This is a genomic window from Brachybacterium sp. UMB0905, from assembly GCF_002871795.1.
GTDB lineage: Bacteria > Actinomycetota > Actinomycetes > Actinomycetales > Dermabacteraceae > Brachybacterium.
Map to the genome: position 1 here is coordinate 55,337 of NZ_PNHL01000004.1, position 24,579 is coordinate 79,915.

Consider the following 24,579-nt stretch of genomic DNA (forward strand, 5'->3'; position numbering starts at 1 on the left):
AAGAAAGCGGTGACAGCGGGGACGGGGGCCGACGGGTCGGGAGCCCCGCGGGGAGGCTCCCGACCCGTCGGCTGTGATCAGCCCTCGTTCGGGGTGAGCTTCTGGACGATCAGCAGCCGGTCCGGGGTCTGGAACGGTGCGCCCAGGGCGTAGGGGTCATCGTCGTTCGGGAAGCCGGTCCAGTTCTCGGTGTTGTAGTGGAACCAGTTCGGCGCCGGGTAGAGCGGAATGTTCGGCATCTGCTCGACCATGATCTGCTGCAGGTCGCCGATGGCCTCGGCGCGGGCGTCCTCATCGGCGGCGACCGAGTACGCCTCGAAGGCGGCGTCGGCGTCCTCGTCGTAGTACCGGCCGAAGTTCTGGGTGACCGCGCCGGAGTCCACCTTGTACTCCGAGCTCATCATGTAGCGGTACATGTCGAAGGGGGTGTTCCCGGCGCCAAAGGCACCCAGGTTGAGCACGAACTGGCCGGTGCCGCGCTTTTCGATGTACGACTCGAGGGACACACCCTGCGGGGTGAGCTTGACGCCCACCTTCTCGAACTGCTCGCCCAGGAGCGTGGCGACGTCGATGAGGTCCACCCAGTCCGAGGGCAGCTCGACGGTGAAGTCGAGCTTGTCACCGTTCGGGGCCACGCGGATCCCGTCGGAACCCTTTTCGTAGCCGGCCTCATCGAGGATGCGGTTGGCCTCTTCGGGGTCGTAGGTGAACTCCGCATCCGTGTACTCCGCGGAGATCGCGTCCTCAAAGGTGGGCTTGGGCAGCGCGGTGGGATGCGCGGGCTTGACGTAGTCCTGCATCGCGACCTCGCAGATCTGCTGGCGGTTGATCGCGTGGGACAGGCCCTTCTTGAGCTCCACGTCATCCCACAGCTCGTTCTCGCTGTTGGGGATCAGAGAGACGACACCGGCACCGGGCAGCCACGTGCCGCGGTTCTCGGGATCGGCCTTGTGGTAGATGTCCTCGACATTGGCGACGAAGCCGCCAGCCCAGTCGATATCGCCCGCGGCGAGGGTGTTGACGAAGGTCTCACCGGTGATGGCGGGGAACTGCAGCTCGGGGACCTGGAAGCCCTCCTCGTTCCAGTAGTCCTCGCGCTTGGTGAGGGTGTACAGCTGCTCGCCGAACTGGCCCAGCACGTAGGGGCCGGTGCCGATGGGCTCCTCGATGACCGCCTCGATGGGGTCGAGGTCCTTCCAGATGTGCTCGGGCAGCATCTGGATATTGCCGATGGCCTCGCGGTAGGCCAGCTGCGGGGTCTCGAAGGTGACCTCGGCGGTGAGCTCGTCCACGGCCTTAGCGTCCTTGATGGGGCGGGCGGTGGTATTGGTAGCGGGCTCGTCGCGCATCATCAGGAAGTTGAACACGACGTCATCGGCATCGAAGGCCTCGCCGTCGCTCCAGGTGACACCCTCGCGCAGGGTGAAGGTGATGACGGTGCCGTCCTCGTTGTACTCCATGGACTCCGCGAGCCACGGCATCTGGTTGCCCAGCTGGATCGGGGTGGAGATCATGAGCGGCTCGTAGACGAAGGAGCGCGAGCCGTTCAGCGAGGTGGGGCTGAAGGGGTTGAAGTTCTGCTGGAAGGTGTTGGCGCCGACGGGGTAGAGCGTCAGCGGCGGCAGCTGGCGGTTGTCGCCGCCGCCCCCGGTGCCGCCCCCGCCGCCACCGGATCCGCCGCTGCAGGCGGCGAGACCCGCGGTGGTCACTGCGCCGGCGGCTCCGGCGGCGATCGCACGTCGTCGTGAGATGAGCATGATGGTCCTTTCCGAGGGGCTGGTCCCCGGGGCGGGGACGGAAGTGGGGAACTGCGGTGGTCCGCCGACGTCGCCGTGCTGCGGTGCACGGCCGGGTGCTGAGGTGTCACCCATCACAGCGTGGACTCGATAGTAATTTTCTTACGCGACGGATAGTGCCGTAAAACACTTACTGAGACCGCTTCGTGACCTGCAGTACCGACGGTGCCGGCCGACGGTTCCGGTCAGCGCCGTGGTCACAGGGCGCGACGCATGGTGGTGAAGCGCCGATACACCTCGAAACCAACTTTCCTGTAGAGGATCCCGGCGGGGGAGTGCTCCCCGGTCCAGAGGAACCACGAGGTGTGCGCGCCCTCGGCCTGCTGGGCGCGCAGGGTGGCGTTGAGCAGGGTGCGCCCGAGCCCTCGGCCGCGCTGCTCCTCATCCACCCCGTAGGGACCGAACCGCTCGATCGAATCCCGATACGAGCCGTAGGTGGACACCCCCACCACGTGACCGTCGGGCGCGCGGATGATCAGCACGTGGCGGCCGTCGTCCTGCTCGGGGGCGGCTGCGCGCAGGATCGTCGCCCAGTCCGGGGCCAGACGCGTCGCGGCGAAGGCGATCGTCTCGGGCATATCGTCGGCGCTTGCGAGGCTGAGGCGGTATCCCGCGGCCTCCTGCTGCGCGCGCAGCTCCCGGTCCTGCTCGGGGATCTGCCAGCCATCCAGGCTGATGCGCATCGCCACGGACTCGCCCTGCGCGGTGAAGCCGTGGGCGAGCAGCAGCTCATGCATCTGGGGCCAGGCGGTGCGGTCTACCCCGGGCCAGAAGTACCCCTGCGGATACCCGCCGATGGTCACCTGCCGGGCGCCCCGCTCCCGCAGATGCTCGAGCGCTCCATCCACCAGGCGACCGGCGAGGTCCCCGGCATCGGGCAGAGCGGGATCCACTGCCCCCACCGTGAGGTACCCCTGCTCCGGCTGAGCGGGAATGCCGCCCTCGGCGCAGGTCGCGTAGAGGAACCCCAGAAGCGTGCCATCCCCGGACTCGGCCAGCTGGAGGCCGCCGGGCCGATGGTTGGGCTCCAGCAGCACGCGGTCGCGCAGCAGACGCGGCGAGACGGGATCGGTGGGCAGGCAGCGGCCCAGCAGCTCTGCCATCGCCTCCAGATCACCGGGGCGCAGTGGGCGGGACGAGATCCTCGGGGTGGTCATGGCAGCGTCTCCAGCATCGGGGTGGGGTCGGCGGCGAGGGCCACGGCGCGCGGCAGGCCCGCGAGACAGCCCCGCAGGGTCATCTGCGCCGTGTAGTAGTCGATGTAGCGGAAGCCGTAGGTCTCCCCGCGCGCGAAGGCCTGCCCGGAGATTGCCGCGGACCAGGCCTGGAACGCGTCCTCGGAGATCTCTGCCGCGCAGGTGGGGGTGAAGCCCTCGGCATCCTCCCAGTTCTCGGTGAACAGCAGCTCGGCGATGCCGTGGCGCTCCCCGAGCTCTGGCGCGAAGCCCGGCAGGCCGCTCAGCAGTCGAGCCCGCTGGGCGGCGTGGGAGGCGCAGGTGTGATCGGTGTGGATGCTGCGCGGCCAATGCGCGATCAGCAGCTCCGGACGGATCTCGCGCAGCAGCGGCACGAGCTCGCGGGCCGCCTGCTCCACGTCGGTCAGCTCCCCATCGGCCACCTCTCCCACCAGGTGGAACTCGGCGCCGATGCCGCGGGCGAATTCCTGCGCTTCTGCGATCTTCTGCGCCCGGTACTCCTGCTGCCCCAGGCGCGGATGGCCACGCTCCCCGGCCGTGAGGGCCACGAGCACGGACCGCCCGCCGTCCAGGACGTTCTGGGCCAGCAGCGGTCCCGCCGCGAGGTCCATGTCCCCGATATGACCGCCGACGGCGAGGATCGTGCGCGCCCTCACCGCAGATCCTCCTGCGGGGACGGAGCGGGCGGCGAGTCGGCGAGGACCTGGGCGAGGTCCTTCCCGGCGTCGATGCCGTGGCGCAGGGCCGGCGAGCCCCACAGCAGGTCGATGAAGGGCGGATGCCCCTCGGGCCGGGGCGGCACCAGATCGGTCTGCTCGCGCCAGATGGGCTGCTCGGGGTACAGGCGATGCGCCGCATCGATCACCGCGAAGCCCACGGCGAGAGGATCCAGCGCCGCGGGATCGATGACGTGGATCTGCACGCCGTGCAGCGTGAGCCCGGAGTGTTTGGAGAACATCGGCCGCAGCATCGCCTCGCGGATCTCCACCCCGGGCAGCTGGCGTTCCCGCAGGGCGGCGGCCAGGCGGGCATCGGTCCAGGGGGCGCCGATCAGCTCGAAAGGACGCGTGGTGCCGCGGCCCTCCGAGAGCGAGGTCCCCTCGATGAGGCCGAGCCCCGGGTACAGGACCGCGGTGGTGGGGGTGGGGATGTTCGGCGAGGGCATCACCCAGCGCTCTGGCGCGAGCGGATCATCGTCGGCCCCGGGGCGGGCCTCGAGCACGCTCACGAGGTCTGCGCATGCGCGGCGGCGGGCGAACCAGGTGCCGAGCTCCCCGATGGTCAGGCCGTGGCGCAGCGGGATGTCCACCCGGCCGACGAAGCTCGAGCAGCTCTCCTCCAGGCCCGGGCCCTGGACCGTGGGGCCCAGGGGGTTGGGGCGGTCGGCGATGATCAGCGGGATGCCGACGTCCTGCGCGGCGCACAGCACGTCGTACATCGTCCACATGTAGGTGTAGAAGCGGGTGCCGATGTCCTGCAGGTCCAGCAGGATCTGCTCGGCCTGGGAGCCGCGGATCAGCTCGGCGATCGCGGGGGGATCCAGGCGGTACGTGTCCAGCAGCGGCACGCCGGTGCGCTCATCGCGGCCATCGCCGTCGCTGTCCCCGGCCTGGGCGGCACCCCAGTAGCCGTGCTCCGGGGTCAGCACGCCCACCAGCGGGATCCCGGCGGCGACCAGGCCGTCGAGGCCGCGCGTGAGATCGGCGGCCACCGAGGTGTAGTTCGCGCACAGCAGGGTGGGGCGGTCCGGGATCAGGGCGGGATCAGCCAGCAGGCGATCCAGGCCGGTCCCCTTGGTGGCAACCACGGGCAGACTCCTCATCGAGATGCGGATCACAACGTGTGGATACAATTTACATACCCGCCATCGTGGATGCAAAGGATTGTCGTCCGGGTGGGTTGAGGTCGAGAGGAGCCCTGCATGAACGACCCCCGACGCCGCGCCGAGCATCGCGCGCTCGCGCTGTCCGTCCTGGTGCCCGGCATGAACGGCACCACCGTCCCCACCTGGCTGCGCACCGCGATCGCCGACGGGCTGGCCGGTGTGCTGCTGTTCGCCCCCAACACTCCGTCCCTGGAGACCACCCGCGCGCTCAGCGCCGAGCTGCATGCGGCCGGTCCCGTCCTCGTGATGGCCGATGAGGAGAGCGGTGATGTCTCGCGCCTGCAGGCCGCCGGCGGCTCCTCCCTGGCCGGTGCCGCGGCGCTCGGCGCGGCCGATGATGTGGAGCTCACGCGTGAGAGCGGCCGGATGCTGGGGCGCCTGCAGCGGGCCGTCGGCATCGACATGGACCTCGCCCCCGTGCTCGATGTGGCCTCCGAGCCGCACAACCCCGTCATCGGGGTGCGCTCCTTCGGGCCCAGCGCCGAGGTGGTCTCCCGGCACGGCGCCGCCATGGTGCAGGGGCTCGCCGAGGGCGGGGTGCTCACCTGCGGCAAGCACTTCCCCGGCCACGGGGACACCCTCGTGGACAGCCACCTGTCCCTGCCCACCCTGGATATCCCCGTCGACACCCTGCGCGAGCGCGACCTGCCGCCGTTTGCTGCCGCCGCAGCAGCGGGCATGGACTCTGTGATGACCGGGCATCTGCTGATCCCCGCGCTCGGCTCCCGGCCCGGGACCCTTGAGCCTGCGGTCACTGCGCTCGTGCGGGAGCTGCCGGGCGGGGAAGACCTCGCGATCATCACCGATGCTCTGGACATGGGGGCGGTGTCCGCCGCGGGTCTCGGGGAGGTGTGCATCCAGGCGCTCGAGGCGGGCGCGGACCTGCTGTGCCTGGGGCACACGATGGGCCGGGATGATGAGGCGCAGTTCGAGCTCGCCGTCGCGGGGATCGTCCAGGCCCTCGATGCCGGCCGGCTCAGCCCGGAACAGCTGGCGGAGCCGCAGCGCCGCATCGCGCGGTTGCGAGAGCGGGCCGCCGCGCACCGCGAGCAGGCGCCGCGCGAGGATCTCCAGGAGATCGTCACGGAGCTTGAGCAGCTCGGGGCGCGGGCCGCGCGCGCCGCGGTGATCGCGCGCGGTGCGGTGCAGCGCACCGGGCAGCCCGTGCTGCTGGATGTGCGGCGCCGCGTCAACCAGGCCGCCGGGCGCTTCACCCGCAGCTTCGAGCTCGCTGTGCAGAGCCGGGACGAGCAGGCCCTCATCGGCCCTGACCTGGATCTTGCCGAGCTGCCGGAGGGTGCCGCGGTGATGGTGGTGTGCCGCGCGCCGGTAACCGATGCGGAGGAGGGGGAGCGGCTGCGCGCCGTGCTCGCCGCGAGGCCCGATGCCGTCGTGATCCACACCGGCACCCGCGACAGCGCCCCCGCGCATGATGCGCTCGTGCTCACCAGCGGCGCCGGGCGGGCGAACGCTGAGGCGGCGATCGCCCTGATCCTCGATGGGCCGCGCGAAGAGGGCGCAGCATGAACCGCCGCCCTATCCGGGACGCCGACGGTGCGACCGTCGGCACCCTCTACCTTCCGCCGGAGACCTCGGCCGACGGGGTGCTCGTCATCGCCTCGCATGGGCACAGTGCGGACCACGACTTCCTCGAGCATGAGCGGCACCGTCAGGACCTCGAGCTGTGGCTCGCGCAGGGCTGGCATGTGGCCACGCATCGGCAGGGCGGGGAGGCTTCCTGGGGCAATGCACAGGCCCTCGAGGGTGCGCGCGAGGCCTATACGGCGGCGGCAGCTCTCACTCCGGTGCGGCGTGTCGTGGCCTTCGGGTTCTCCATGGGCGGGCTCGCATCGTTGAACATCGCCGCGCACCGGGTGCTGCCGGATCTGCTGGGCGTCGTGACCGTCAACGGCGTGGTGGATACGCACACGTTCACGCCCGAGCACGGGGTGTGGGAGGCATACGGTGCGAGCTCCTGGGACGACCTCGCGGAGCGGCAGAGCGGATCTGACCCCGCGCGCGATGACCCGCAGCGCCTGGCCGGGATCCCGATCCTGCAGCTCGCGGGCCGGGCGGATCTCTCGGTGGAGCCTGCCCGGCACACCGAGGTGCTGGCTGCGCGGGCGGCGACACCCGAGCTGCTGACCACGGTGCTCGGAGCCTGGGGCCACGTGGACGGGCCGTTCAGCCCGGAGCTCATCGTGGCGTGGATCCGGGCGCGGCTGTGAGGGGGCCCAGATGACGTGGTGTTCGTTACTGTCCTCGGATCTGGTTTGGGCCAGTGCTCATCGCGGAGTACTCTGAGGGAACCTTCGGCCTCGGCGCCTATGACCCGGTGCCGGAGATACGCGCAAGTGGCGGAATTGGTAGACGCGCACGGTTCAGGTCCGTGTGCCTTCGCGGGCGTGGGGGTTCAAGTCCCCCCTTGCGCACCCGGTGAAATCCCCTGTGACCAGCACGGTCGCAGGGGATTTCGCATGAGCGGACTGCTTAGAACTCGATGACGAGCTTCACGAGCAGCCACAGCAGCGACGGCCCGAGCCCGAACACGCCCATGAACGCGGACCACACGGGCCGGTGCGTGTCCCGCGCAATGTTGCGCATCGCCACCAGCGCCACCAGGACCAGCGGGAACACCAGCCAGAACAGCACCAGAGAGACCCCACCGAGCACCGCGAGCAGCGTGCCGATATCGTCCCCCTGGGTGGCCATCGCGATCCCGACGACCAGCGCCACCAGGCCCGCCGCGCCCAGCACGATGTTGCCGAGCTGGAGAACGGCCGCCCATTCCGGCAGCAGCGAGGTCGACGTGGCCTGCCAGCGACGGCTCATAGGAACTCCAGCGGGTCGAACTCGTCGATGTCGATGATCCGCACCCGCGGCAGGCGGCTGGTGAAGGCCTGCACGTCGTACTCGAGGTCATGCACCTCGATGCCGGGCACGTCCTTGAGCTCGTTCGCCATGAACTCCTTGAAGCCCACGAGCGCGAGACGCCGCGCGGGCGCCTCGGCCAGGCGCTGCATCTGCGGCACAAAATCCTTGTCGTGGCTGACGAGCATCACGTCGGCGTCCATGTCGACGATCGCCTCGGCGGTCCGCTGGATCGCGATGTCCACCACCTTGCCGGCGCCGCGCAGCGGCACGGGCTTGTACCCGATCGCCAGCAGCGCCTGCACGAAGTTCGAGGGCAGTGACTCGTCCACAGCCAGGAAGAACAGGCCCTTTGTGGGCTGGCCCCAGGCCTGCTGCGCGTGATCCAGCAGCTTGTTCCAGCGCGGGCGCTCCTCCGGCTGCGGGCGGCGGCCCAGCACCGAGATGCCGAGCGTCGCATCGATGTTCTCGCCGTCGACCAGGAGGTACGTGGTGCGTTCCGTCATGGGGTGAGCTTAAGGGTCGACGGGGTGCCATCGGCCTGCACCGTCATCGTCGTCGCGCCAGCGCCAATGCTGAGAGGGGCCGATGGGTTTGCCAGGCGCTTCTCGCAGCCAGAGCGTGGACCCCGGATTCCAGCCGGCGATGACGCTGGCGACCCCGTCGGCCACGTCGATCAGCGTCGTGGCGGCGGTGAGATAGCCGGGCACCGTGAGGTGCACGGCGCCCCATCGCCGCGAGACAGCCTCCCAGTCGGGAATCACCCAGGTGCCGTCGCGGCCGGTCACCCGGTACCAGTCGTGCCGACGCGAGGCGGTGACCTCGAGCGGATGCTCGCGGCACAGCTTCGCCCAGTCCTCAGCGCCGGTGATCTCGAGGACCTCCGTCGGCCCCTGCACGGGCGTGGTCGTGCACTTCTCCCAGCCCAGTTCATCTTCGATGAGGTCGAGCGCGCGCGGCACCTCGTCATAGGTGACTGGCTGGTCGAGCGGAATCGACCACCAGGAGCCGCTCCACGCGGCCGCAGGGTCCTGGGGCCGCTCCCTGCGCGCCTGCTGCTCCGCATCACGGGTGGAGCGCACCCAGGCGGCGAGATCAGTCCGCGCCGCGGGGATGGGCGGCTCCCACTCCAGCAGATGCTGCACTGAGGGGGCCGGAGCGGTCCACGCGATCGTCGACACCCGCTCGGCGAGAGGGGCGAGCGCCTCCTGCACGCTGGGCATGCGTGCGACCACGTCCTCTCCGTCGGGCTCCTGCCAGTACATCGCGGAGTCCACGGAAGCCCCCAGCGCCTCGTGCACGAGATCCGGGGAGAGCGGATCCTCCGGCAGGGCGCGGAGCAGCGCGGTGAGCTCCTCGATGCTCGCCGCCTTCCGCGGCTCCACATCGCCCCAGGTCACGAGCACGCAGGACGTGTCGCGGCCGGGATTGTGCGCGTACGCGAGGTCGAACAGGGCCTCTCTCACCGCATCGGAGAGTCGGACGGCGAGCTCGAGCAGAAGCCGTCGGCCGCGCGGACCGGTCAGCAGCGCCTTCATGTCCACCCCCTCTCGATCGGTCGACCACCGCGCTCAGCGGGCGCAGCGCCTTCTCGGGTCCCGCCCCACGCTTTCTCGGGTCCCGCCCCACGCCTTCTCGGGTGCTGCCCCACGCCTTCTCGGGCCCTGCGTACCAGTATCGGTACGCAGGACCCGAGAACGCGATGTGAGGATGGGCGCGAATACGGGGATGAGGGCCGACGCGCTCAGTCCAGCCGCACCTCGCGCCCCAGTTCCGCGGACTCGTACACGGCGGCAAGGATGCGGGTGATCTCCACGCCGTGCTCGAGCGGGGCGATGCTCTCCTCGCGGCCCTGTGCGGCGGCGACGAAGTTCGCCACCTGGTTGCGGAAGCCGAGCCCGAAGTCGAAGGTCGGCGAGGCGATCTGCGGGTCGATGTTCACCACGGCGTCGTGCATCTCGGTGGCCAGGCGCAGTCGCGGCTCCACCTCCGCCCCGCCCTTGTCCCCGTACACGGACACGGCGATCGAATCCTCGAGCGCGTGCAGCGAGTACGAGCAGTCCAGCAGCATGCTCGCTCCGTTCTCGAAGCGGATCATGGCGCTCGCGAGGTCCTCGACCGTGTTCTTCGTGGGGTCGTAGTCCGCGGCGGTGTACCGCGGCATGGAGGTGATGTTCGCGCGGTTGCCGAGCTTCTCAACGGTGCTGCCGGAGACCGCCACCGCCTTCGGCGCGCCCATCAGATACCAGGCGAGGTCCAGCACGTGGATGCCGATGTCCAGCAGCGGGCCGCCGCCAGCGATCTCCTTGTCCGCGAACCAGCCGCCGGGGTTGCCCATGCGGCGGATCAGCGAGGCCTTGGCGTAGTACAGCTCGCCCAGATCCCCCGCGTCGATGAAGGACTTCAGCACCTGGCAGTTCGGGGCGTGGCGGCGCACGAACCCCACCTGCACCAGTCGGTCCGTGCCCTCGGCGGCCCGCTGGATCGCCTCCGCTTCCTCCACGGTGCGGGCCAGCGGTTTCTCCACCAGCACGTGCTTGCCGGCCTCGATCGCGGCGATCGCCCAGGAGGCGTGCGAGTCGTTCCACGTGCACACCGAGACGCCTTCCACCTCAGGATCGGCGAGCAGCTGATGCGGATCGGCGTAGGCGCGCGCGGCCCCGTACTCGTCGGCCACCTGCTGGGCGCGCTCGAGGTTCATGTCCGCGACCGCGGTGATCTGCACGCCCGGGGTGTCGCGGTAGGCGCCCAGGTGCGCGCCGGCGATGGTGCCGGCGCCGATGACGCCCACCCGGAACGGGGCGTCGGGCGGGAGGTTCGGGGCGTCGGACGCGGTGTCAGGGGTGGTGGTCATGGCGGTCAGTTCCTTTCCAGAAGATCTGTGGCGGCCGCGAGGGACCGCTCGCAGGCCAGCAGGCAGTCCTCCCAGCCTTCGAATTCGATGGTCACCGGGCCGCTAAAGCCCGCGTCGCGGATCGCCCGGGCGATGCTGCGCAGGTCCAGATCCCCGCAGCCCAGCACGGCGCCGCGCAGCTTCCGTCCGGCGCGGGAGGAGAACCAGCCGGCGCCGACGGGCGCATCGGCCGGGCGGATGTAGAAGTCCTTGAGGTGCACCGTCATCGCGTACGGCAGGTTCTCCTGCACCGAGGCGAGCGGGTCCGCGTCCACGCACACGAAGTTCCCCACATCCAACGTCGTGCGGAAATTCGGTTCGCCCACCGCGTGGATGATCCGACCCACCCGGTCCGCGGACTGCACGAAGAACCCGTGGTTCTCCAGGCTGGTCGTGATGCCCTTCGCGGCCGCGTACTGCGCGATCTCCTGGGCCCCGGCGACGATGTGCGGCAGTACTCGCTCGAACTGGACCGTGTCGTCGCCCTCGACGACGCCGTGGGGGACGACGTCATGCCGCATCCGAGTGATCCCGAGCGTCGCAGCGAGGTCCACGTAGCGCTGCACCCGCTCCACCTGGGCTGCGTCCCCGGTGGAGAGGTCCGCGCCCACGGCCAGACTGCTGAGGGGCACACCGGCGGCCTCGGCCTTGGCGCGCAGCGCCGCCAGGCGCTCATCGGACCACCCGAGCGACGGGATGGGCGAATCCGCAGCGTCGGAGAGAACAGCGAGCTCGAGGTGCTCGGCTGCGCTCGCCGCCACCCAGTCGATGACGTCCTCGAGGGTCATCGCCCCGGTGGAGAGTCTTTGGTGGAAGCTATAGGAGCTGAAACCGATGCTGATATCGCTGCTCATGCGGTGATCCCTTCTGACCAGGGGGCGGGAAGGTCCCTGACCCCCAGCGTGTGCTCGGAGAACTGGGTGTAGGCGGAGTTCAGGGCGCCGACGAGCGCACCGTCGGCCGTGAGCCGTGCGGCCACCACCTCGGGCGCACGGTCGGTGACCAGCAGGCGCGCGAGAGCCTCGCGCAGCGGATGAAGCAGCGTCTCCCCGGCGCGGGAGAGCCCGCCGCCGATGACGAGCCGATCCGGGTCCACAGTCAGCAGCACGGTCGCGAGCCGCGGCGCGATCTGCGCACAGAACTCCGCGATCTCCTGCTGCGCGGCCGTATCCCCGCGGGCGGCTGCCTCGAGCAGGGGCTGTGCCTCATCGCCCGTGGACCAGGTGAGCCGCCCCCGCTCGGAGGTCGCGGTCCAGCGCATGCCCCGCTGGGAACCGAGCTCGCCGGCCAGGCGGTGCGCGCCCTGCAGGATCTGCCCCTCGAGCACGACAGCGACCGAGATGCGGTGGCCGATCTGCACCAGCACCAGGCTGCCGGCGGCCTCACCCCGGTGATGCTCCGCGAGCGCCGCGAGCTTGATGTCGTTCTCCACCAGGGCGGGGACCGCGAACTCGGCGGCGAGGTCACGGCCCTGCAGGGTGGGCAGCACGATGCTGCGCGCCACCGTCCCATCGGGGTGCATGATCCCCGGCACGGCGATGCCCACGGCGCCCGGGGAGAGCCCGGTCCGCGCGACCACCTCGGGCAGTGGCACGTCAGCGCTCTCCTCGGTCAGGGCGAGCGGGTGCCCGGCGGCGTCGGTGACCAGGCAGCGAGTACGCCGCGCCCCGAGGTCCAGGGCCGCGAACGTGGCGGCCGACGGGTCGAAGGCGACGCGGCGGGCAGGCCGGCCGGCGGTGCCCGAAGCGGTGGCCGGGGCGGGGGCCGCGACGGGCCCGAGGTCGGTGAGGACCGCGTCGATCGTGGGGCGGGAGAGGTTCGTGCGGGCGGCGAGCTCGGCGAGGGTCAGTGGCTGCTCGGCGTCGCGCAGCGCCAGCAGGCAGTCGCGGGCGTTCGCCCGTCGGACCGCAGAGGCCGTGACCATGGGAATCCTTCATCCTCGGGCACCCTCGCGGTGCCGACAGCCCCATTGTGCAATGGGGTTACAAAATGCTGGGTGTCAGTCTGTGCGTTTGCCGAGGCCGCGTCAAGTGACAGGATCGAGGCATGCTGCAGCAGACCTACGCCGAGGCCCTCCCGGAGCTGTCCGTGCCGTTCAGGGCCGAGTGTCCCCCGTGCCCGGAGGTGGTGTTCTTCGACGAGGATCTGGGGCGCGAGCTGGACATCGGCCCCGATGATGTGGACCTGTTGACCGGCCAGATCGACGGCACGTTCGCGCAGGCCTACGCCGGCCACCAGTTCGGCAGCCCCGTCCCCGTGCTCGGGGATGGCCGGGCGGTGCTGCTCGGCGAGGTGGTGGGGGCCGATGGGGAGCGTCAGGACCTGCATCTCAAGGGCGCTGGCCGCACCCCCTTCGCCCGTGGCGGTGACGGGAAGGCGCCGCTGGGGCCGATGCTGCGCGAGGCCGTGATCGGCCGCTGGCTGCACGCGATCGGGGTGCCGAGCGCTCGCATCCTCGCCGTGCTGCGCACCGGAGAGGAGATCGCCCCGCGCCAAGGGATGCAGCCCGAGGTGGGGGCGATGGCGGTGCGCGTGGCCGCGAGCCACCTGCGCGTGGGCACGTTCCAGTACGCGGCCTGGCATCACGATGAGGAGGTGCTGGGGCGGCTTGTGGACTACGCGATCGCACGCCATCACCCTGCGGCTGAGGGGGCGCTCGGCCTGCTGGAGGCGGTGGCCCGGGTACAGGCGAAGCTGGTGGCCGGGTGGATGGTCGCCGGGTTTGTGCACGGCGTGATGAACACCGACAACATGACCATCTCCGGGCAGAGCATCGACCACGGGCCGTGCGCGATCCTCGAGAAGCACGACGCCCGCGCCGTGTTCAGCTCGATCGACGTGCAGGGCCGCTACGCCTACGGCAACCAGGCGGGGATCGCGCTGTGGAACCTGTGCCGCTTCGCTGAGGCCCTGCACCTTGAGGCCGCGGATGCGGTGCCGCTGCTCGAGCAGTTCGAGGGCTGGTTCGAGGCGGAGCGGGCAGCGCTGGTGGGCGATGCGGACCTGACCGGCATCGACGGCGCCGACCACGTCTCGTTCCTGCACGAGCGGGGGATCGGCCCGGTGTATGCGCCGCGCAATGAGCAGCTCGAGCGCGCGCTCGCCGCCGCGACCGTGGGGAACCTGGAGCCGGTGCACGAGATGCTCGAGGTGATGCGCGCCCCGTACGAGCGCCGGCCCGGCCTCGAGTACCTCGAGGAGCCGGGCGGGGAGGGCTTCGTCAGCTTCTGCGGGACGTGAGGGCCGCGAGGATCGCCTCGTCCACGGCGCGGCGGGCCGCGAGGTGGGCATGCTCGTCGTAGGAGAAGCGGGAGTAGCTGAGCGTCCCGCCCTCATCCACGAGCGCGGCGGCCGTCTGGCGATCCGTGAGCTCCGCGAGCCAGGTCAATGCCCGATGATCTGCCATGGCCTGCGCGAACACGCGGTGCCGGATCGAATACCACGGCGTCCCCTCCGGTCCGGGGTAGACCATGAAGGCGTCGCCGCCGTGGAACGCGCCGCCGGCGCAGGTCTCCTTGAACGGATCGATCGGCCGCAGCGAGAACTGCGCCCACCAAAAATTGAAGCCCCAATGCAGAAAACCGGGCGCCTCGCCGAGGAACAGCTGCCGGCCGATCACGCGGTTGCGCACCGACGGCAGGGCGATGAAGCGATTGGAGACGTCCACGCCCTGGCCCACGCAGTAGTACACCCAGGGACGCTGCCCCGCCGCGAGGAACGGCTCCACGTGGTCGGTCGCGACGATGGGGGTGTCCACCACACCCTGCTCGGCGAACTCGAAGGAGCTCAGCGCATCCACCACCAGCGCGCCCTCCAGCAGATCCGCCACCTGCTCCTTCGCCGCGCGATAGGCCGGCAGCTGCTCGGCGGACGGTTCATCGGAGATGTGCCACAGCACCTGCCCGTCCCAGTGCGCGGCCAGGTGCTCGCGCAGCGTCGGGATCAGCATCTCGAGCAGACGCCGGTACTCGGGGTCGGTCGCGTCGGTGTGCCAGCCGAAGCGGTGCTGGGGCCCGTCGGCCGTCTCCACCTGGATCGCGGGGGCGTGCCGCGCACCCCACTGCGTGAACAGGTGCGCGATCTCCAAGCCCGTGAAGCCCAGGCGCGCACAGATCTCCAGCCAGCGGTCCAGCTTCGTGAGATCCAGCTGGTACTCGCCATCCACCTCGCGGATGCCTACGAGCTGCACGAACGGGCGGGTGTGCCCCTCGGCGGTGTCCAGCGGCGGCGTCCACGTCGGGGTGAGGACGCTCGTGACATCCATCGCCCGGGCGGAGGCGAGGAAGGATTCGATGAGCGCCCAGTGCTCCTCGGAGAAGATATCCACACCGTAGTACTCCGCGAGGGAGTCCACGTGGAACCAGTGCGTGTTCGTAATCGTGAGCGGCGGCAGCTCGGCGTCATGCACCTGCACGACGGCGCGCTGCTCCTTGCCGTTCACGCGGATCACGAGCTCATGCGTGCCTGCGGGGGCGCCGGTCACCTCGATCCACAGTGCTTCCCAGCGTCCCGGGGTGAGGCCGCCGACGGTCCCGTCCGTGACCGGCTCCAGCAGGTCCGGGTACTCGCCGGGCTCGGTCACCAGGTAGTGCGCGTCGGCGTTCTCCGGGGCCGGGCTCGAGACCGGCACCCGGCGCACCGCGGCGAGGTGCGTGTGCTCAGCAAGGGGGCCGACGGCCTCCACGTCCACGCTCTCACCCTCCGGCAGCAGAGCGAGCTGCAGGGCGAGCTGCTCATTCCGGAAACCGGAGACATGTGCACCCCCGATCGGCTGCGCGGCACGGGGCATGTCCTCGCCGAACACCTTCTCCAGGGCATCGGTCAGCACGATCTGCACAGGGGGCTCCTCAACGTCGTCGCGGGTGAGGTCCCATCCTCACAGAAATTCGATGGACGGCGCGCGGGAGGAGGTCCTAGCGTCAGCGGCGCAGTGGAAAGGAGGTGATCCGAGAAGTGATTGCTGATCGGACCTGTGAGGTGGTCGCCGCCTGAGGCGACCACCGCAGAACCCCCGGGGGTCGGCCTGGTCCGGCCGACCAGCGCGCCGCGCGACCCGGGGGTTCTGTTCTGCCCGGGGCTGCGAGCGCGGCAGACACCGGGCTCACGATCACTCCGGGGGCGGAAGCTCGATGGCGCTCGTGACCAGCAGCCACCCCACCGCGATCCCGAAACTCGTGACGATCGCCGCGATGGCCTCCACCCGCAGCGGGATGCCGTTCGCCGCGGCGAGCTCCTTGTACGGCACGAACCCCATCGCCCGGTAGTACGCGAGCGCGCCCTCGCTGCCCGCTCCGATGGTGGCATCGATGTGCTGCAGACCAGCTTTCTGCGCCGCCTCGAGGACGCAGACCCGGCCACTCCATCCCCTATGGAAAGCAGGCTATCCGTTATCTGCGGTTACGTATACGCTACTGTCCATAGCGATGGGAGTTGAGATGGCGGGCTATCACATCGAGCGGGAGATGCAGGAGCTGGGTGAGCATGTGCGCGGGTGGCGCATGGTGCTGGGCCTGACCGCGCAGCAGGTCTCCGAGCGGGCAGGAATCAGTCGCGTCACCCTGCGGCGGATCGAAGCCGGGGAAAGCGGGGTCAGCTTCGGCAACGTCGCCCAGGTGCTGCGTGCGATCGGGGTGCTCGACCAGATCGTCGACGCGGCTGATCCGCTGCGCAGCGACATCGGCCGCCTCAGGGCGGGGAAGCTGCAGAAGAAGCGGGCACGATGACCACGCTCGAGGTGCTGTGGGACAGCTTCGGGTCTGCTGCCGAGCCGATCCTGGTGGGGCAGGCGCACATCACGCGCAGCCGAGGGCGCATCTCCACCACCTTTCTCTACGACCCGGGATACCTCGCCGCTGACGGGATGAGCATCGATCCCGCCCTCCCTCTGGTCTCCGGGGCTCAGCACCAGGGGTCACTCGTGCGAGCCTTCGGAGACAGCGCTCCGGATCGCTGGGGCCGAAACCTCATCGAGAAGGCGGAGAGAGCGCGAGCGCGTGAACACGGCTCAGTACCTCGCCGACTCGATGACCTCGACTTCCTGCTGGGCGTCAGCGACGACACGCGCCAGGGCGCACTGCGGTTTCGTATCGCAGGTGGCACGGAGTTTCTCGGAGCTCCGGCGCAGGTCCCCCCGGTGATCTCGCTGCCCGAGCTCCTGGATGCCGCCGATGCGCTCGCCGCGGACGACGATGCCTCTTCGGCGGTGAAGCAGCTTCTGGACACCGGGACGACGGGCCTCGGCGGTGCACGCCCCAAGGCCTCCGTCCGGCTCGAGGATGGCGCCCTCGCTATCGCCAAGTTCCCTCATCCCGGGGATCGCTGGGATGTCATGGCCTGGGAGGCGACCGCCCTCGATCTGTTGGAGTCGGCGGGGATCAGGACGCCACGACGTCGGCTCACCCGGGTAGGGGATCGGTCCGTGCTGCTGCTGCGCCGCTTCGATCGTGATGCTGACCAACGACGCATCGGATACATCAGCGCCATGACCATGCTCGGGGCAGACGACGGTGAACACCGGGACTATGCAGATATCGCAGACGGCATCCGAGATCTCTCCCGGTCGCCGAAGGATGATCATCACGAGCTGTTCGACCGCGTCGTGATGAACGTCGGGATCGGAAACACGGATGATCATCTGCGCAACCACGGGTTTCTCGCCGGACCGGGGGGATGGGCGCTGAGCCCGGTCTTCGACGTGAACCCGACTCCCGATGCGTGGCGGGAGCGCGCAACGTCAATCATGGGTGCGGACACGATGGCCGACGAGGCTGACGCGCTGCTCGCGCTGTGCGAGGAGTGCTCGCTACAACCTGAACAGGCTCGGGAACGCATGGTCTGGATCAGCGACGTGCTGGCCGGATGGCGTGAGGCGGCCCGCCGGAACGGCATCCGTGAGCAGGAGATCACGCTCATGGCCGAGGGAATCGAACTGCGGCGGGCAGCGCTGCGGCGAACTATGGGGTGAGGCTGACGATCGGACGTCGGCCTCGAGACGGAGATGCTTGCTAAGCGTAAATTTCTCGAGAGCTCTCAGCACCGATGGCAGTCCGGGGAGCGCTCGAGGGTACAGAGTCTCAGAGCCCGTGCACCACGTAGTCCCGCTCGATGTGAGCCGTGGCCAGCCCTATTCGCTCGTGCGGACGCGCTCCTGGTGCTTCTGGAACGCGGCGGCATCGAGGAACACCTCGTCGACGCTCCACACCCGGGGATCCTCCGTCGGCTCGACGGTGAAAGGGCCGCCCCGCGCTCCCCGACCGGGCCTGCGGGTGAGTGCGGGCGCCGAGAACTGAGGCCGACGGGCCGGCCGGGACGAGGGGCAGCGCAGCCGCCCTGATACCGCGGCCGTGCCGGTATGCGGCGGTCGGTGTTCAGCGATGGCCAGATAGAGCATGCCGTGGCGATATAGCCACCGCTTGTCATATATGGCCGCTCGCGGACCAGGGCCTCCGCTACATGGCCTGCTGGCGGGTACGTCTGGGCCTGCCTGCCCCTCCGTCACCGGGGCGTGCCCGCCGCCAGCTCGTCATCCGGCCCGTCGGCCGCGGCGTCATCGCCCTCGACCCACTCGAAGAGGTCCCCCGGCTGGCACTGCAGCACCCGGCACATCGCCTCGAGGGTCGACAGCCGCACCGCCTTGGCCCGGCCGTTCTTGAGCACGGCGATGTTGGCAGGCGTGATGCCCACGCGCTCGGCGAACTCCCCGACGCTCATCTTCCGGCGGGCGAGCTGCACGTCGATCCGGCTGACGATGGGCATCGCTCAGATCACCGCGTCCATCTCGGTCTGGAGGTTCGTGGCCTGCACTAGCAGGCCGCGCAGGACGACGATCAGCAGGATGACCACCATCCCCACCAGCAGGCCGAGTAGCTCTGACAGCAGGATCCACGGGGCGGAGACGTTCACGAGGGTCTGCCAGACGCACGTGATTAGCGCGATGAGCCACCCCGCGCCGATGCCGCCGATGATGGCGTCCACCCAGCGCAGTGCGCCGCGGTCGAAGATCCGGTCGCGCGCGACCCTTCCCAGCAGCGCCCAAGTCGCGACGAGGACGACCTGGAGGCAGGCGAGGACAGCGATCAGTGGGATCGCGAGCGACCACCTCGCCCAGGCGAACTCCGGGTAGGCCTCGGCCATCCACCCGGACACCACCGGGATGATGAGGGCCTGTGCGAGTAGCAGCCCGAGGCCCATGCCGACGACGGCGACCTGCAACGTGCGAGCGATTGCGCGGTTCATGCATCGAGTTTCATGCGGAATCTATCGAATGGCAATAGGTTTGAGGGTGGGATTCCGGGCACGGTGCCGGTCGGCTGGGGTTGGGGCGGGCCCGTCAGCGCGCGAGGTGCACGCGGGTGCCGGCGGCGCGGACCTCGTCGAGCATGGAGGCGGGGGCGTCGGGTGTGGTGACGAGGTCGTCCATGTCCTCGAGCGCGCCGAATCGGAAGCTCGAGGTGCGGGAGAGCTTGTCCCCGGTCACCGCGAGCATGACCCGGGCTGATGCCGCGAGGATCGCGCGCTTGATCTGTGCGTCCTCTGACGAGATGGAGGTGAGGCCGTGGGACGGGGAGGCCGAGCAGGCCCCCATGATCCCCAGATCTGCCCGGAAACCGTCCAGCGCGTCCAGGCACGCGGCCCCTCCGTAGTGCAGGCTCTCCCCGCGGACGCTGTCGCCGGGGGTGACGATGTCCGTCGAGCCACCAGTCCCGAGCGCCATCGCGGCCCGCAGCGTGAGGCACATCGCCGTGAGGGGGCGCCCGGTGAGCGCATCGGCGACCGCTGTGACGGTCGATCCGTTGTCGAGCACGAGCGCCATGTCGTCGCGCACGAGAGCGGCGACCGCACGGGCGATCGCAGCCTTGGCGGGCGCGTTCTCCGCGGCCCGGAGCGCATAAGGCATGGGCATGCCGCGCAGGTCCACCGCGACAGCCCCGCCGTGCACCCGTCGCAGGAGGCCGCGTCCCTGGAGGTCGGTGAGGTCGCGGCGGATGGTGACGGGGGAGGCTCCGATGAGGCGTGCGAGCTGGTCCACGCCGATCGGCATCGATCACCGCGGCAACCCGTCGGCCGCGTCGCGTCAGATAGATGGGATGACGCCCAACGCGCGCCGCATCGACGACGTCGGCGAGACGTGCGCGGGCGGTGGACACGCTGAGCTCAGTCATGCGTCCACTGTGGGACAACAGCGCGCTGTTGTAGATGTGTGACTGCCCCCGCCGACGTGGCGTTCAGCGGTCCCGGCTCAGCACCCCCGCTTCACCCCTCCTACCCTGGACCTATGACCTCCCCCGAGTACACCCTCCTCTCCGAGACCATCGACGAGTCCGCGATCGTCGCCTCCGGCCCCGAGGATGCGCCGATCGTGCTGCTGCTGCATGGCCTCGGCAGCCATGAGCGGGACCTGACCAGCATGGTTCCGCACCTGCCGCGGGCCTTCCGGTATGTGTCCCTGCGGGCGATCTACGCCTACGGCCCCGGCTACGCCTGGTTCGAGTTGGGCACCACCGACGTCGACGCCGCGACCACCGCGCTCGAGCAGTGGATCGACGGCAAGAACGTCATCGGCGCGATCGGCTTCTCCCAGGGCGGCCTCATGGCACTGCAGCTGCTGCGACGGGGCCACCTGCGCTTCGTCGCGAACCTCTCCGGCTGGCCGCTGCCCGTCCCGCAGCCCAAGGACGCCGCGCTCGCCGAGAATCCGCTGCCCGTGTTCTGGGGCCACGGCGGCCAGGACCCCTTCTACGACGAGGCCTCCACCGCCGCGATCCGCGAGTTCCTCACCGCCCACACTGACCTCACCGAAGTGGACCGGCCGATGATGGGCCACGCCGTCGACCAGGTCGAATTCGCGGAGCTCCTGGCATTCATACAGGCCAGGGCGGATGAATCGGACAGATAGCTGAAAGCCCGCGGGAGAGCCCCGTGCGCCGGATGGTAGAGGTAACCATCCCTCACCCTTCACGGAGCAACCGTGCGAACTCTCACCGCGTCCCCGTCGCTACCACTGTCCCGATACCGTCTCCTCCTCGTGCTGCTGGCCGCACTCGGCGCTTTGCTCCTGCTCAGCGCCTGTGCCGAGGTGGACGACGAGACTGTCGTCGAGTCCGATGGCTCGGGCGTTCAGACTCTCACCATCACCGTCCCCGAGTCCGATATGGAGGAGGTCGAGGGCTGTGCCGCCAAGATCGAGAGCATCATCAAGGAAAACAACCCCGGTCTGACCTACGAGGGGATGGAGAAGAACGGTACCGACACCGTCTACACCATGACCTTGGAGTACTCGGACGCGAAGGACGACGCCGCCAAGGCGCAGCCTGTCCTCGAAGCCGGTGAGCTGACCCCGGCCGGGGATGCCGGCACCACCGGGGTGATCGCCTTCCCGGAGGCCTCCGCCGACGAGGTCGGCCCGTGGACGGATGCCGCTCTGGCGACGGAAGGCTCCACCTTCACCTACGAGGTCGCACCCAGCTCTGACGATCCCTTCGTCGTGGAGACCCGGGTGGTGGACTCCATCGACTGCGCCGTGGCCTGCGGTGAGGCAGGGAGGGTGAACCAGTCCCTGCTGCTGGGCGAGAGCACCTCCCGTTCTGCGGAGGACGGGCTGGTCACGTACACCGTCACCGCCGCGGGCCACGGCGCCGACGAGCTTGGCGCCGCGCTGCAGAAGATCGGTTTCAGCGGCATGGAGGAGGTCCCTGTCGTCTCGGTGTCCGACATGGGGAACGGCAACCACTCGGTCTATCTCGAGATCGGAGCCGACGACGAGCTCTTCGCCAAGCTGGGCGCAGGCGGGTCCGAGCCGCAGGTCGCTGCGGAGCAGACGGCCACGACCGCGGCGACCGGGTCGATTGCCGCGGCACCGCCCGCCATCGGGGAGACGTCTGCGGAGGCGGCGCCGCCCGCGCAGGCTCAGACTCCTCCTACCGGTGAGCGCCCTGCCGAGGGTCCTGAGGGTCCGCCGCCCGCAGCGGAAGCCTGATCACCGCCACGGCATCAAGGCCGGGATCGCCCTCGGGGATCAGCCGCACCGGCTCGTTTCCGGGGGCGATCGCGATCTCCCGCACCGCCGCAGACACCTCCGGGCTGAGCGTCACCGGCCCGGCCGCGGGATCCAGCAGGAGCACGTTCAGCGCGTTCTCGGACAGCGTGAACCGCACGTTCTCCGGCGGGGTGCGCACGGCCGCGTGGAACCAGGGCCGGGTGCCGCGGATCGCATCGCCGTGCCGCTCCATCCACGCCCCAAGCTGCTCGAGCGCCGCGACCTGCAGCTCCGGCACGGACCCGTCGGCCCGTGGCCCCACGTTCAGCAGCAGGTTGCCGTTCTTGGAGACCACATCGGCCAGCAGCCGGATCACCCCGGCGCCGTCCAGCGAATGCTCCGATGACTCATCGGCGTTGTACCCGAAGGAGAGCCCCAGGCCGCGGGTGGACTCGAACACCTCCTCCTGCACTGCGGTGATGTCGTCGTATTCGCGGGTGAGCACGCCGTTCACGGGGGAGCCCCAGCGGTCGTTGATCAGCCCGTCCGGCACGGCCGCGAGGTGCTCGTGCAGCAGCTGCGGCAGGGAATCGGGGCCCTCATGCTTGCCGGCATCCGGCCATTCGATGTCGTTCCACAGAATCGCGGGGGAGTAGCCGGCGATCAGCTCCCGCAGCTGCGCGGCGGCGAACGACGCGAAGGACGAGTCGTTGCGCCGCAGAGCGAACAGCTCCTCATTCGAGGTCAGCGGCGGGAAATCGCTCACGTGCCAGTCGAGCGCCCCGGAGTAGTACAGCCCCAGCCGCAGCCCCGAGGCTGCGGCCGCGTCACGGAACTCGGCCAGAAGATCCCGGCCCGGGCCGCGCCGAGCCGCCGTGAACGGCGTGGTGGAACTGTCCCACAGGCAGAACCCGTCGTGGTGCTTCGAGGTGGGCACGATGTACCCCGCCCCGGCCCGCCGCGCCAGGTCCACGATGCCCGCCACGGCCCCATCGGCCGGATGCCACTCATCGGCGAAATCCTCGTAGGAATGCCCGAGCCCGTAGATCCGCTCATGCCGCTCGCGCGTAGGGCTACCCTCGATCCGCACCGTGTTCGCGTACCACTCGGCGTACTGGTGGCGGGCGTATGCGTTCTCCGCCGTGACAGCGCGGCGATCCAGCACATCGGCCCATGCCGGTACCGAGTACAGCCCCCAGTGCACGAAGATCCCGAGCTTCGCATCCCGGTACCAGTTCGGGATCACCGGATCCGGGTAGGCGGAGGCGGGGGCAGCATCAGCAGGGCCCTGGCGGCCGTCGAAGCGGATCATGCCAGAATCATCCCATGTCTGACTCCGCCGCCACCGCTGCTGACGCCCCCAGCCCCCACGCCGCCCCCAACGTTGCCCCCGCAACCGCGTCACGCGAGAGCCGCAGCACCCGCCCCCGCATCGGCATCGCCGGCATCGCCATCGAATCCTCCACCTTCACCCCCTACCGCTCCGGCGCCGCGGACTTCGAGGTGCGGCGCGGCACCGCGGAGATCCTGGCCCGCTACCCCTTCGAGGTGCCGGAGGCGGAGTACGTGGGCGTCCTGCACGCCCGCGCCCTGCCCGGCGGGGTGCTCGAGCGCGCGGTCTACGACGCCTGGAAACAGGAGATCCTCGAGGGCCTCACCGGCCAGGACCTCGACGGCTTCTTCTTCGACATCCACGGCGCGATGAGCGTCGAGGGTCTCGATGACGCCGAGGGCGATCTCATCACGGCGATCCGCTCCGTCATCGGCCCCCGGCCCATCGTTGGCACCGCGATGGACCTGCACGGCAACGTCTCCCCCACCCTGTTCGACGCGTGCGACCTGCTGACCTGCTACCGCCACGCCCCCCATATCGACGCCTGGGAGACCCGCGAGCGGGGTCTGCGCGACCTCGTGGAGCACGCCGCTCGCGGCCACCGCCCCCACAAGGCCCTTGTGCACGTGCCGATCCTGCTGCCCGGCGAGAAGACCTCTACCCGCATCGAGCCCGCGAAGTCCCTGTACGAGAAGATCCCCGGCCTGCTCGAGCACCCGGGCGTGCGGGACATCTCCTGCTGGGTGGGTTTTGCCTGGGCCGATCAGCCCCGCTGCAAGGCCGCGATCGTCGCTTTCGGCGATGACCAGCAGGCCGTGGAGGACGCCGCCCTCGAGCTCGCCACCGCCCTGTGGCAGGCGCGGCACGACTTCGTGTTCGTCGCCCCCACCGCGAGTTTCACCGATTGCCTGGATCGGGCGATCGCCTCTGACGCCCGCCCCTTCTGGATCTCCGACTCCGGGGACAACCCCGGTGCGGGCGGCGCCGATGACACCACCGGCTGCCTCGCCGAGCTGATCGCCCGCCCCGAGATCCGCAGCGCCCAGATCAGCGCCCTCATGGTCTCCCTCGTCGACCCCGAGGCCACCGATGCGGCCGTCCTCGCGGGCATCGGCGGCCGGATCGACGTCGAGGTCGGCGGGCACATCGACACGCGCGATCCCGGCCCCGTGCCGCTGCGCGCCGAGGTCACCGCGCTCGCCCAGCACCCCACGGTGGGGGAGCAGGCCGCCGCGCTGCGCGTCCTGGATGGGGAGGAGCCGACGGGCCTGACCGTCGTCGTCACCGCCCGCCGCTCCCAGTGGTGCACCCATGCGCAGTTCGACCACCTGGGCCTGTCGATGACCGGCTTCGATGTGGTCACCGTGAAGATGGGCTACCTCGAACCGGACCAGTACGACTCCGCCGCCGACTGGCTGCTCGCCCTCACCCCCGGCGGCGTCGACCAGGACCTCCAGCGCCTCGGACACACCCACATCGACCGGCCGATGATCCCCTTCGATGCGGAGATCCCCGCGCCCGTGCGCGCGGATGTGCGCTCGGGTAGCATTCCCCCATCGTCCCCCGAGAGCCGGGAGGACCTCTGAGGAGCACCAGGAGATCATGAGCGCCGCCAGCGACGCCCCCAGTG

24 protein-coding genes, 1 tRNA gene and 1 pseudogene are annotated in these 24,579 nt (G+C 70.0%); 9 read left to right on the forward strand and 17 right to left on the reverse strand.

What is annotated here, in order from left to right; genetic code table 11:
- Positions 1 to 77 precede the first annotated feature (77 nt).
- The 4 genes from CJ197_RS04700 to CJ197_RS04715 form a co-directional block, all read right to left on the reverse strand.
- On the reverse strand, positions 78 to 1,757 hold the full coding sequence (locus CJ197_RS04700; RefSeq protein ID WP_102235600.1) for an ABC transporter substrate-binding protein: 1,680 nt from the start codon (positions 1,755 to 1,757) through the stop codon (positions 78 to 80).
- A gap of 236 nt (positions 1,758 to 1,993) precedes the next feature.
- Entirely contained in the window at positions 1,994 to 2,953 is a 960-nt protein-coding gene (locus CJ197_RS04705; protein WP_102235601.1) for a GNAT family N-acetyltransferase, read from the reverse strand.
- Positions 2,950 to 3,648, reverse strand: coding sequence for a PIG-L deacetylase family protein (locus tag CJ197_RS04710; RefSeq protein WP_102235602.1), 699 nt, complete (start codon positions 3,646 to 3,648; stop codon positions 2,950 to 2,952). The genes CJ197_RS04705 and CJ197_RS04710 overlap by 4 nt, the downstream gene beginning before the upstream one ends.
- A complete protein-coding gene (locus CJ197_RS04715) occupies positions 3,645 to 4,799 on the reverse strand; it encodes an exo-beta-N-acetylmuramidase NamZ domain-containing protein (protein ID WP_158239376.1) in 1,155 nt (384 codons plus the stop codon). The genes CJ197_RS04710 and CJ197_RS04715 overlap by 4 nt, the downstream gene beginning before the upstream one ends.
- A 114-nt stretch (positions 4,800 to 4,913) precedes the next feature.
- Between CJ197_RS04715 and CJ197_RS04720 the strand changes: the two genes are divergently transcribed.
- The 3 genes from CJ197_RS04720 (at position 4,914) to CJ197_RS04730 (ending at position 7,309) form a co-directional block, all read left to right on the forward strand.
- Positions 4,914 to 6,404: a glycoside hydrolase family 3 N-terminal domain-containing protein gene (locus CJ197_RS04720; protein ID WP_102235603.1), complete on the forward strand. Its 1,491-nt coding sequence runs from the start codon at positions 4,914 to 4,916 to the stop codon at positions 6,402 to 6,404.
- On the forward strand, positions 6,401 to 7,105 hold the full coding sequence (locus CJ197_RS04725) for a S9 family peptidase (protein ID WP_102235604.1): 705 nt from the start codon (positions 6,401 to 6,403) through the stop codon (positions 7,103 to 7,105). Before CJ197_RS04720 ends, CJ197_RS04725 begins: the two co-directional genes overlap by 4 nt.
- Before the next feature lie 120 nt (positions 7,106 to 7,225).
- Positions 7,226 to 7,309, forward strand: a tRNA-Leu gene (locus CJ197_RS04730).
- Positions 7,310 to 7,367: 58 nt separating this feature from the next.
- Here the strand turns inward: CJ197_RS04730 and CJ197_RS04735 are convergent.
- The 6 genes from CJ197_RS04735 to CJ197_RS04760 form a co-directional block, all read right to left on the reverse strand.
- Positions 7,368 to 7,709, reverse strand: coding sequence for a hypothetical protein (locus CJ197_RS04735; protein WP_102235605.1), 342 nt, complete (start codon positions 7,707 to 7,709; stop codon positions 7,368 to 7,370).
- On the reverse strand, positions 7,706 to 8,254 hold the full coding sequence (locus tag CJ197_RS04740) for an NYN domain-containing protein (RefSeq protein WP_102235606.1): 549 nt from the start codon (positions 8,252 to 8,254) through the stop codon (positions 7,706 to 7,708). The genes CJ197_RS04735 and CJ197_RS04740 overlap by 4 nt, the downstream gene beginning before the upstream one ends.
- A 9-nt stretch (positions 8,255 to 8,263) precedes the next feature.
- Positions 8,264 to 9,286 carry a hypothetical protein gene (locus tag CJ197_RS04745; protein WP_146007703.1) on the reverse strand — a complete coding sequence of 341 codons (1,023 nt, stop codon included), beginning with the start codon at positions 9,284 to 9,286 and terminating at the stop codon, positions 8,264 to 8,266.
- 206 nt (positions 9,287 to 9,492) lie between these two features.
- Positions 9,493 to 10,602, reverse strand: coding sequence for a Gfo/Idh/MocA family protein (locus tag CJ197_RS04750; RefSeq protein WP_102235608.1), 1,110 nt, complete (start codon positions 10,600 to 10,602; stop codon positions 9,493 to 9,495).
- A 5-nt stretch (positions 10,603 to 10,607) separates the two neighbouring features.
- Positions 10,608 to 11,495 carry a sugar phosphate isomerase/epimerase gene (locus CJ197_RS04755; RefSeq protein WP_102235609.1) on the reverse strand — a complete coding sequence of 296 codons (888 nt, stop codon included), beginning with the start codon at positions 11,493 to 11,495 and terminating at the stop codon, positions 10,608 to 10,610.
- Positions 11,492 to 12,565 carry an ROK family protein gene (locus CJ197_RS04760; protein WP_102235610.1) on the reverse strand — a complete coding sequence of 358 codons (1,074 nt, stop codon included), beginning with the start codon at positions 12,563 to 12,565 and terminating at the stop codon, positions 11,492 to 11,494. Before CJ197_RS04760 ends, CJ197_RS04755 begins: the two co-directional genes overlap by 4 nt.
- A gap of 122 nt (positions 12,566 to 12,687) precedes the next feature.
- On the opposite strand from CJ197_RS04760, the gene CJ197_RS04765 reads away from it, so the two are divergent.
- Positions 12,688 to 13,881 carry a protein adenylyltransferase SelO family protein gene (locus CJ197_RS04765; RefSeq protein ID WP_102235611.1) on the forward strand — a complete coding sequence of 398 codons (1,194 nt, stop codon included), beginning with the start codon at positions 12,688 to 12,690 and terminating at the stop codon, positions 13,879 to 13,881.
- Here the strand turns inward: CJ197_RS04765 and CJ197_RS04770 are convergent.
- Entirely contained in the window at positions 13,862 to 15,478 is a 1,617-nt protein-coding gene (locus CJ197_RS04770; protein ID WP_102235612.1) for a DUF4091 domain-containing protein, read from the reverse strand. The genes CJ197_RS04765 and CJ197_RS04770 overlap by 20 nt on opposite strands.
- A 270-nt stretch (positions 15,479 to 15,748) precedes the next feature.
- Positions 15,749 to 15,895, reverse strand: coding sequence for a hypothetical protein (locus tag CJ197_RS15325; RefSeq protein ID WP_199173875.1), 147 nt, complete (start codon positions 15,893 to 15,895; stop codon positions 15,749 to 15,751).
- A gap of 181 nt (positions 15,896 to 16,076) precedes the next feature.
- Here CJ197_RS15325 and CJ197_RS04780 point away from each other — a divergent pair, with 181 nt between their 5' ends.
- Together CJ197_RS04780 and CJ197_RS04785 are read left to right on the forward strand one after the other, a co-directional pair.
- A complete protein-coding gene (locus CJ197_RS04780) occupies positions 16,077 to 16,364 on the forward strand; it encodes a helix-turn-helix domain-containing protein (protein ID WP_102235613.1) in 288 nt (95 codons plus the stop codon).
- Positions 16,361 to 17,605 carry a type II toxin-antitoxin system HipA family toxin gene (locus CJ197_RS04785; protein ID WP_102235614.1) on the forward strand — a complete coding sequence of 415 codons (1,245 nt, stop codon included), beginning with the start codon at positions 16,361 to 16,363 and terminating at the stop codon, positions 17,603 to 17,605. Before CJ197_RS04780 ends, CJ197_RS04785 begins: the two co-directional genes overlap by 4 nt.
- 530 nt (positions 17,606 to 18,135) lie before the next feature.
- Here the strand turns inward: CJ197_RS04785 and CJ197_RS04790 are convergent.
- The 4 genes and pseudogenes from CJ197_RS04790 to CJ197_RS15510 form a co-directional block, all read right to left on the reverse strand.
- On the reverse strand, positions 18,136 to 18,396 hold the full coding sequence (locus CJ197_RS04790) for a helix-turn-helix transcriptional regulator (protein ID WP_102235615.1): 261 nt from the start codon (positions 18,394 to 18,396) through the stop codon (positions 18,136 to 18,138).
- A gap of 3 nt (positions 18,397 to 18,399) precedes the next feature.
- A complete protein-coding gene (locus tag CJ197_RS04795) occupies positions 18,400 to 18,876 on the reverse strand; it encodes a DUF2975 domain-containing protein (RefSeq protein ID WP_102235616.1) in 477 nt (158 codons plus the stop codon).
- A gap of 94 nt (positions 18,877 to 18,970) precedes the next feature.
- Entirely contained in the window at positions 18,971 to 19,681 is a 711-nt protein-coding gene (locus CJ197_RS04800; RefSeq protein ID WP_233190646.1) for a DeoR/GlpR family DNA-binding transcription regulator, read from the reverse strand.
- Between the two features lie 46 nt (positions 19,682 to 19,727).
- Positions 19,728 to 19,802: pseudogene (locus tag CJ197_RS15510) on the reverse strand (hypothetical protein); the annotation flags it as partial.
- Between the two features lie 113 nt (positions 19,803 to 19,915).
- On the opposite strand from CJ197_RS15510, the gene CJ197_RS04805 reads away from it, so the two are divergent.
- Both CJ197_RS04805 and CJ197_RS04810 read left to right on the forward strand, forming a co-directional pair.
- Positions 19,916 to 20,536, forward strand: a complete 621-nt coding sequence (locus CJ197_RS04805) for an alpha/beta hydrolase (protein WP_102235617.1) — start codon at positions 19,916 to 19,918, stop codon at positions 20,534 to 20,536.
- 72 nt (positions 20,537 to 20,608) lie between these two features.
- A complete protein-coding gene (locus CJ197_RS04810; RefSeq protein ID WP_102235618.1) occupies positions 20,609 to 21,616 on the forward strand; it encodes a hypothetical protein in 1,008 nt (335 codons plus the stop codon).
- Here the strand turns inward: CJ197_RS04810 and CJ197_RS04815 are convergent.
- Complete coding sequence (locus CJ197_RS04815; protein WP_102235619.1) at positions 21,558 to 22,928, reverse strand: alpha-L-fucosidase; 1,371 nt, start codon at positions 22,926 to 22,928, stop codon at positions 21,558 to 21,560. The genes CJ197_RS04810 and CJ197_RS04815 overlap by 59 nt on opposite strands.
- A 14-nt stretch (positions 22,929 to 22,942) precedes the next feature.
- Here CJ197_RS04815 and CJ197_RS04820 point away from each other — a divergent pair, with 14 nt between their 5' ends.
- A complete protein-coding gene (locus CJ197_RS04820) occupies positions 22,943 to 24,535 on the forward strand; it encodes a M81 family metallopeptidase (RefSeq protein WP_102235620.1) in 1,593 nt (530 codons plus the stop codon).
- The last annotated feature ends 44 nt before the right edge of the window (positions 24,536 to 24,579 follow it).

Excerpts from the sequence above, each read along its gene's own strand:
- CJ197_RS04700 (WP_102235600.1), bottom strand. The coding sequence starts at position 1,757 with ATGCTCATCTCACGACGACGTGCGATCGCCGCCGGAGCCGCCGGCGCA.
- CJ197_RS04705 (WP_102235601.1), bottom strand. The coding sequence starts at position 2,953 with ATGACCACCCCGAGGATCTCGTCCCGCCCACTGCGCCCCGGTGATCTG.
- CJ197_RS04720 (WP_102235603.1), top strand. The coding sequence starts at position 4,914 with ATGAACGACCCCCGACGCCGCGCCGAGCATCGCGCGCTCGCGCTGTCC.
- CJ197_RS04725 (WP_102235604.1), top strand. The coding sequence starts at position 6,401 with ATGAACCGCCGCCCTATCCGGGACGCCGACGGTGCGACCGTCGGCACC.
- CJ197_RS04735 (WP_102235605.1), bottom strand. The coding sequence starts at position 7,709 with ATGAGCCGTCGCTGGCAGGCCACGTCGACCTCGCTGCTGCCGGAATGG.
- CJ197_RS04740 (WP_102235606.1), bottom strand. The coding sequence starts at position 8,254 with ATGACGGAACGCACCACGTACCTCCTGGTCGACGGCGAGAACATCGAT.
- CJ197_RS04745 (WP_146007703.1), bottom strand. The coding sequence starts at position 9,286 with ATGAAGGCGCTGCTGACCGGTCCGCGCGGCCGACGGCTTCTGCTCGAG.
- CJ197_RS04750 (WP_102235608.1), bottom strand. The coding sequence starts at position 10,602 with ATGACCACCACCCCTGACACCGCGTCCGACGCCCCGAACCTCCCGCCC.
- CJ197_RS04755 (WP_102235609.1), bottom strand. The coding sequence starts at position 11,495 with ATGAGCAGCGATATCAGCATCGGTTTCAGCTCCTATAGCTTCCACCAA.
- CJ197_RS04760 (WP_102235610.1), bottom strand. The coding sequence starts at position 12,565 with ATGGTCACGGCCTCTGCGGTCCGACGGGCGAACGCCCGCGACTGCCTG.
- CJ197_RS04765 (WP_102235611.1), top strand. The coding sequence starts at position 12,688 with ATGCTGCAGCAGACCTACGCCGAGGCCCTCCCGGAGCTGTCCGTGCCG.
- CJ197_RS15325 (WP_199173875.1), bottom strand. The coding sequence starts at position 15,895 with ATGGGGTTCGTGCCGTACAAGGAGCTCGCCGCGGCGAACGGCATCCCG.
- CJ197_RS04780 (WP_102235613.1), top strand. The coding sequence starts at position 16,077 with ATGGCGGGCTATCACATCGAGCGGGAGATGCAGGAGCTGGGTGAGCAT.
- CJ197_RS04785 (WP_102235614.1), top strand. The coding sequence starts at position 16,361 with ATGACCACGCTCGAGGTGCTGTGGGACAGCTTCGGGTCTGCTGCCGAG.
- CJ197_RS04790 (WP_102235615.1), bottom strand. The coding sequence starts at position 18,396 with ATGCCCATCGTCAGCCGGATCGACGTGCAGCTCGCCCGCCGGAAGATG.
- CJ197_RS04795 (WP_102235616.1), bottom strand. The coding sequence starts at position 18,876 with ATGAACCGCGCAATCGCTCGCACGTTGCAGGTCGCCGTCGTCGGCATG.
- CJ197_RS04800 (WP_233190646.1), bottom strand. The coding sequence starts at position 19,681 with ATGCCGATCGGCGTGGACCAGCTCGCACGCCTCATCGGAGCCTCCCCC.
- CJ197_RS04805 (WP_102235617.1), top strand. The coding sequence starts at position 19,916 with ATGACCTCCCCCGAGTACACCCTCCTCTCCGAGACCATCGACGAGTCC.
- CJ197_RS04815 (WP_102235619.1), bottom strand. The coding sequence starts at position 22,928 with ATGATCCGCTTCGACGGCCGCCAGGGCCCTGCTGATGCTGCCCCCGCC.
- CJ197_RS04820 (WP_102235620.1), top strand. The coding sequence starts at position 22,943 with ATGTCTGACTCCGCCGCCACCGCTGCTGACGCCCCCAGCCCCCACGCC.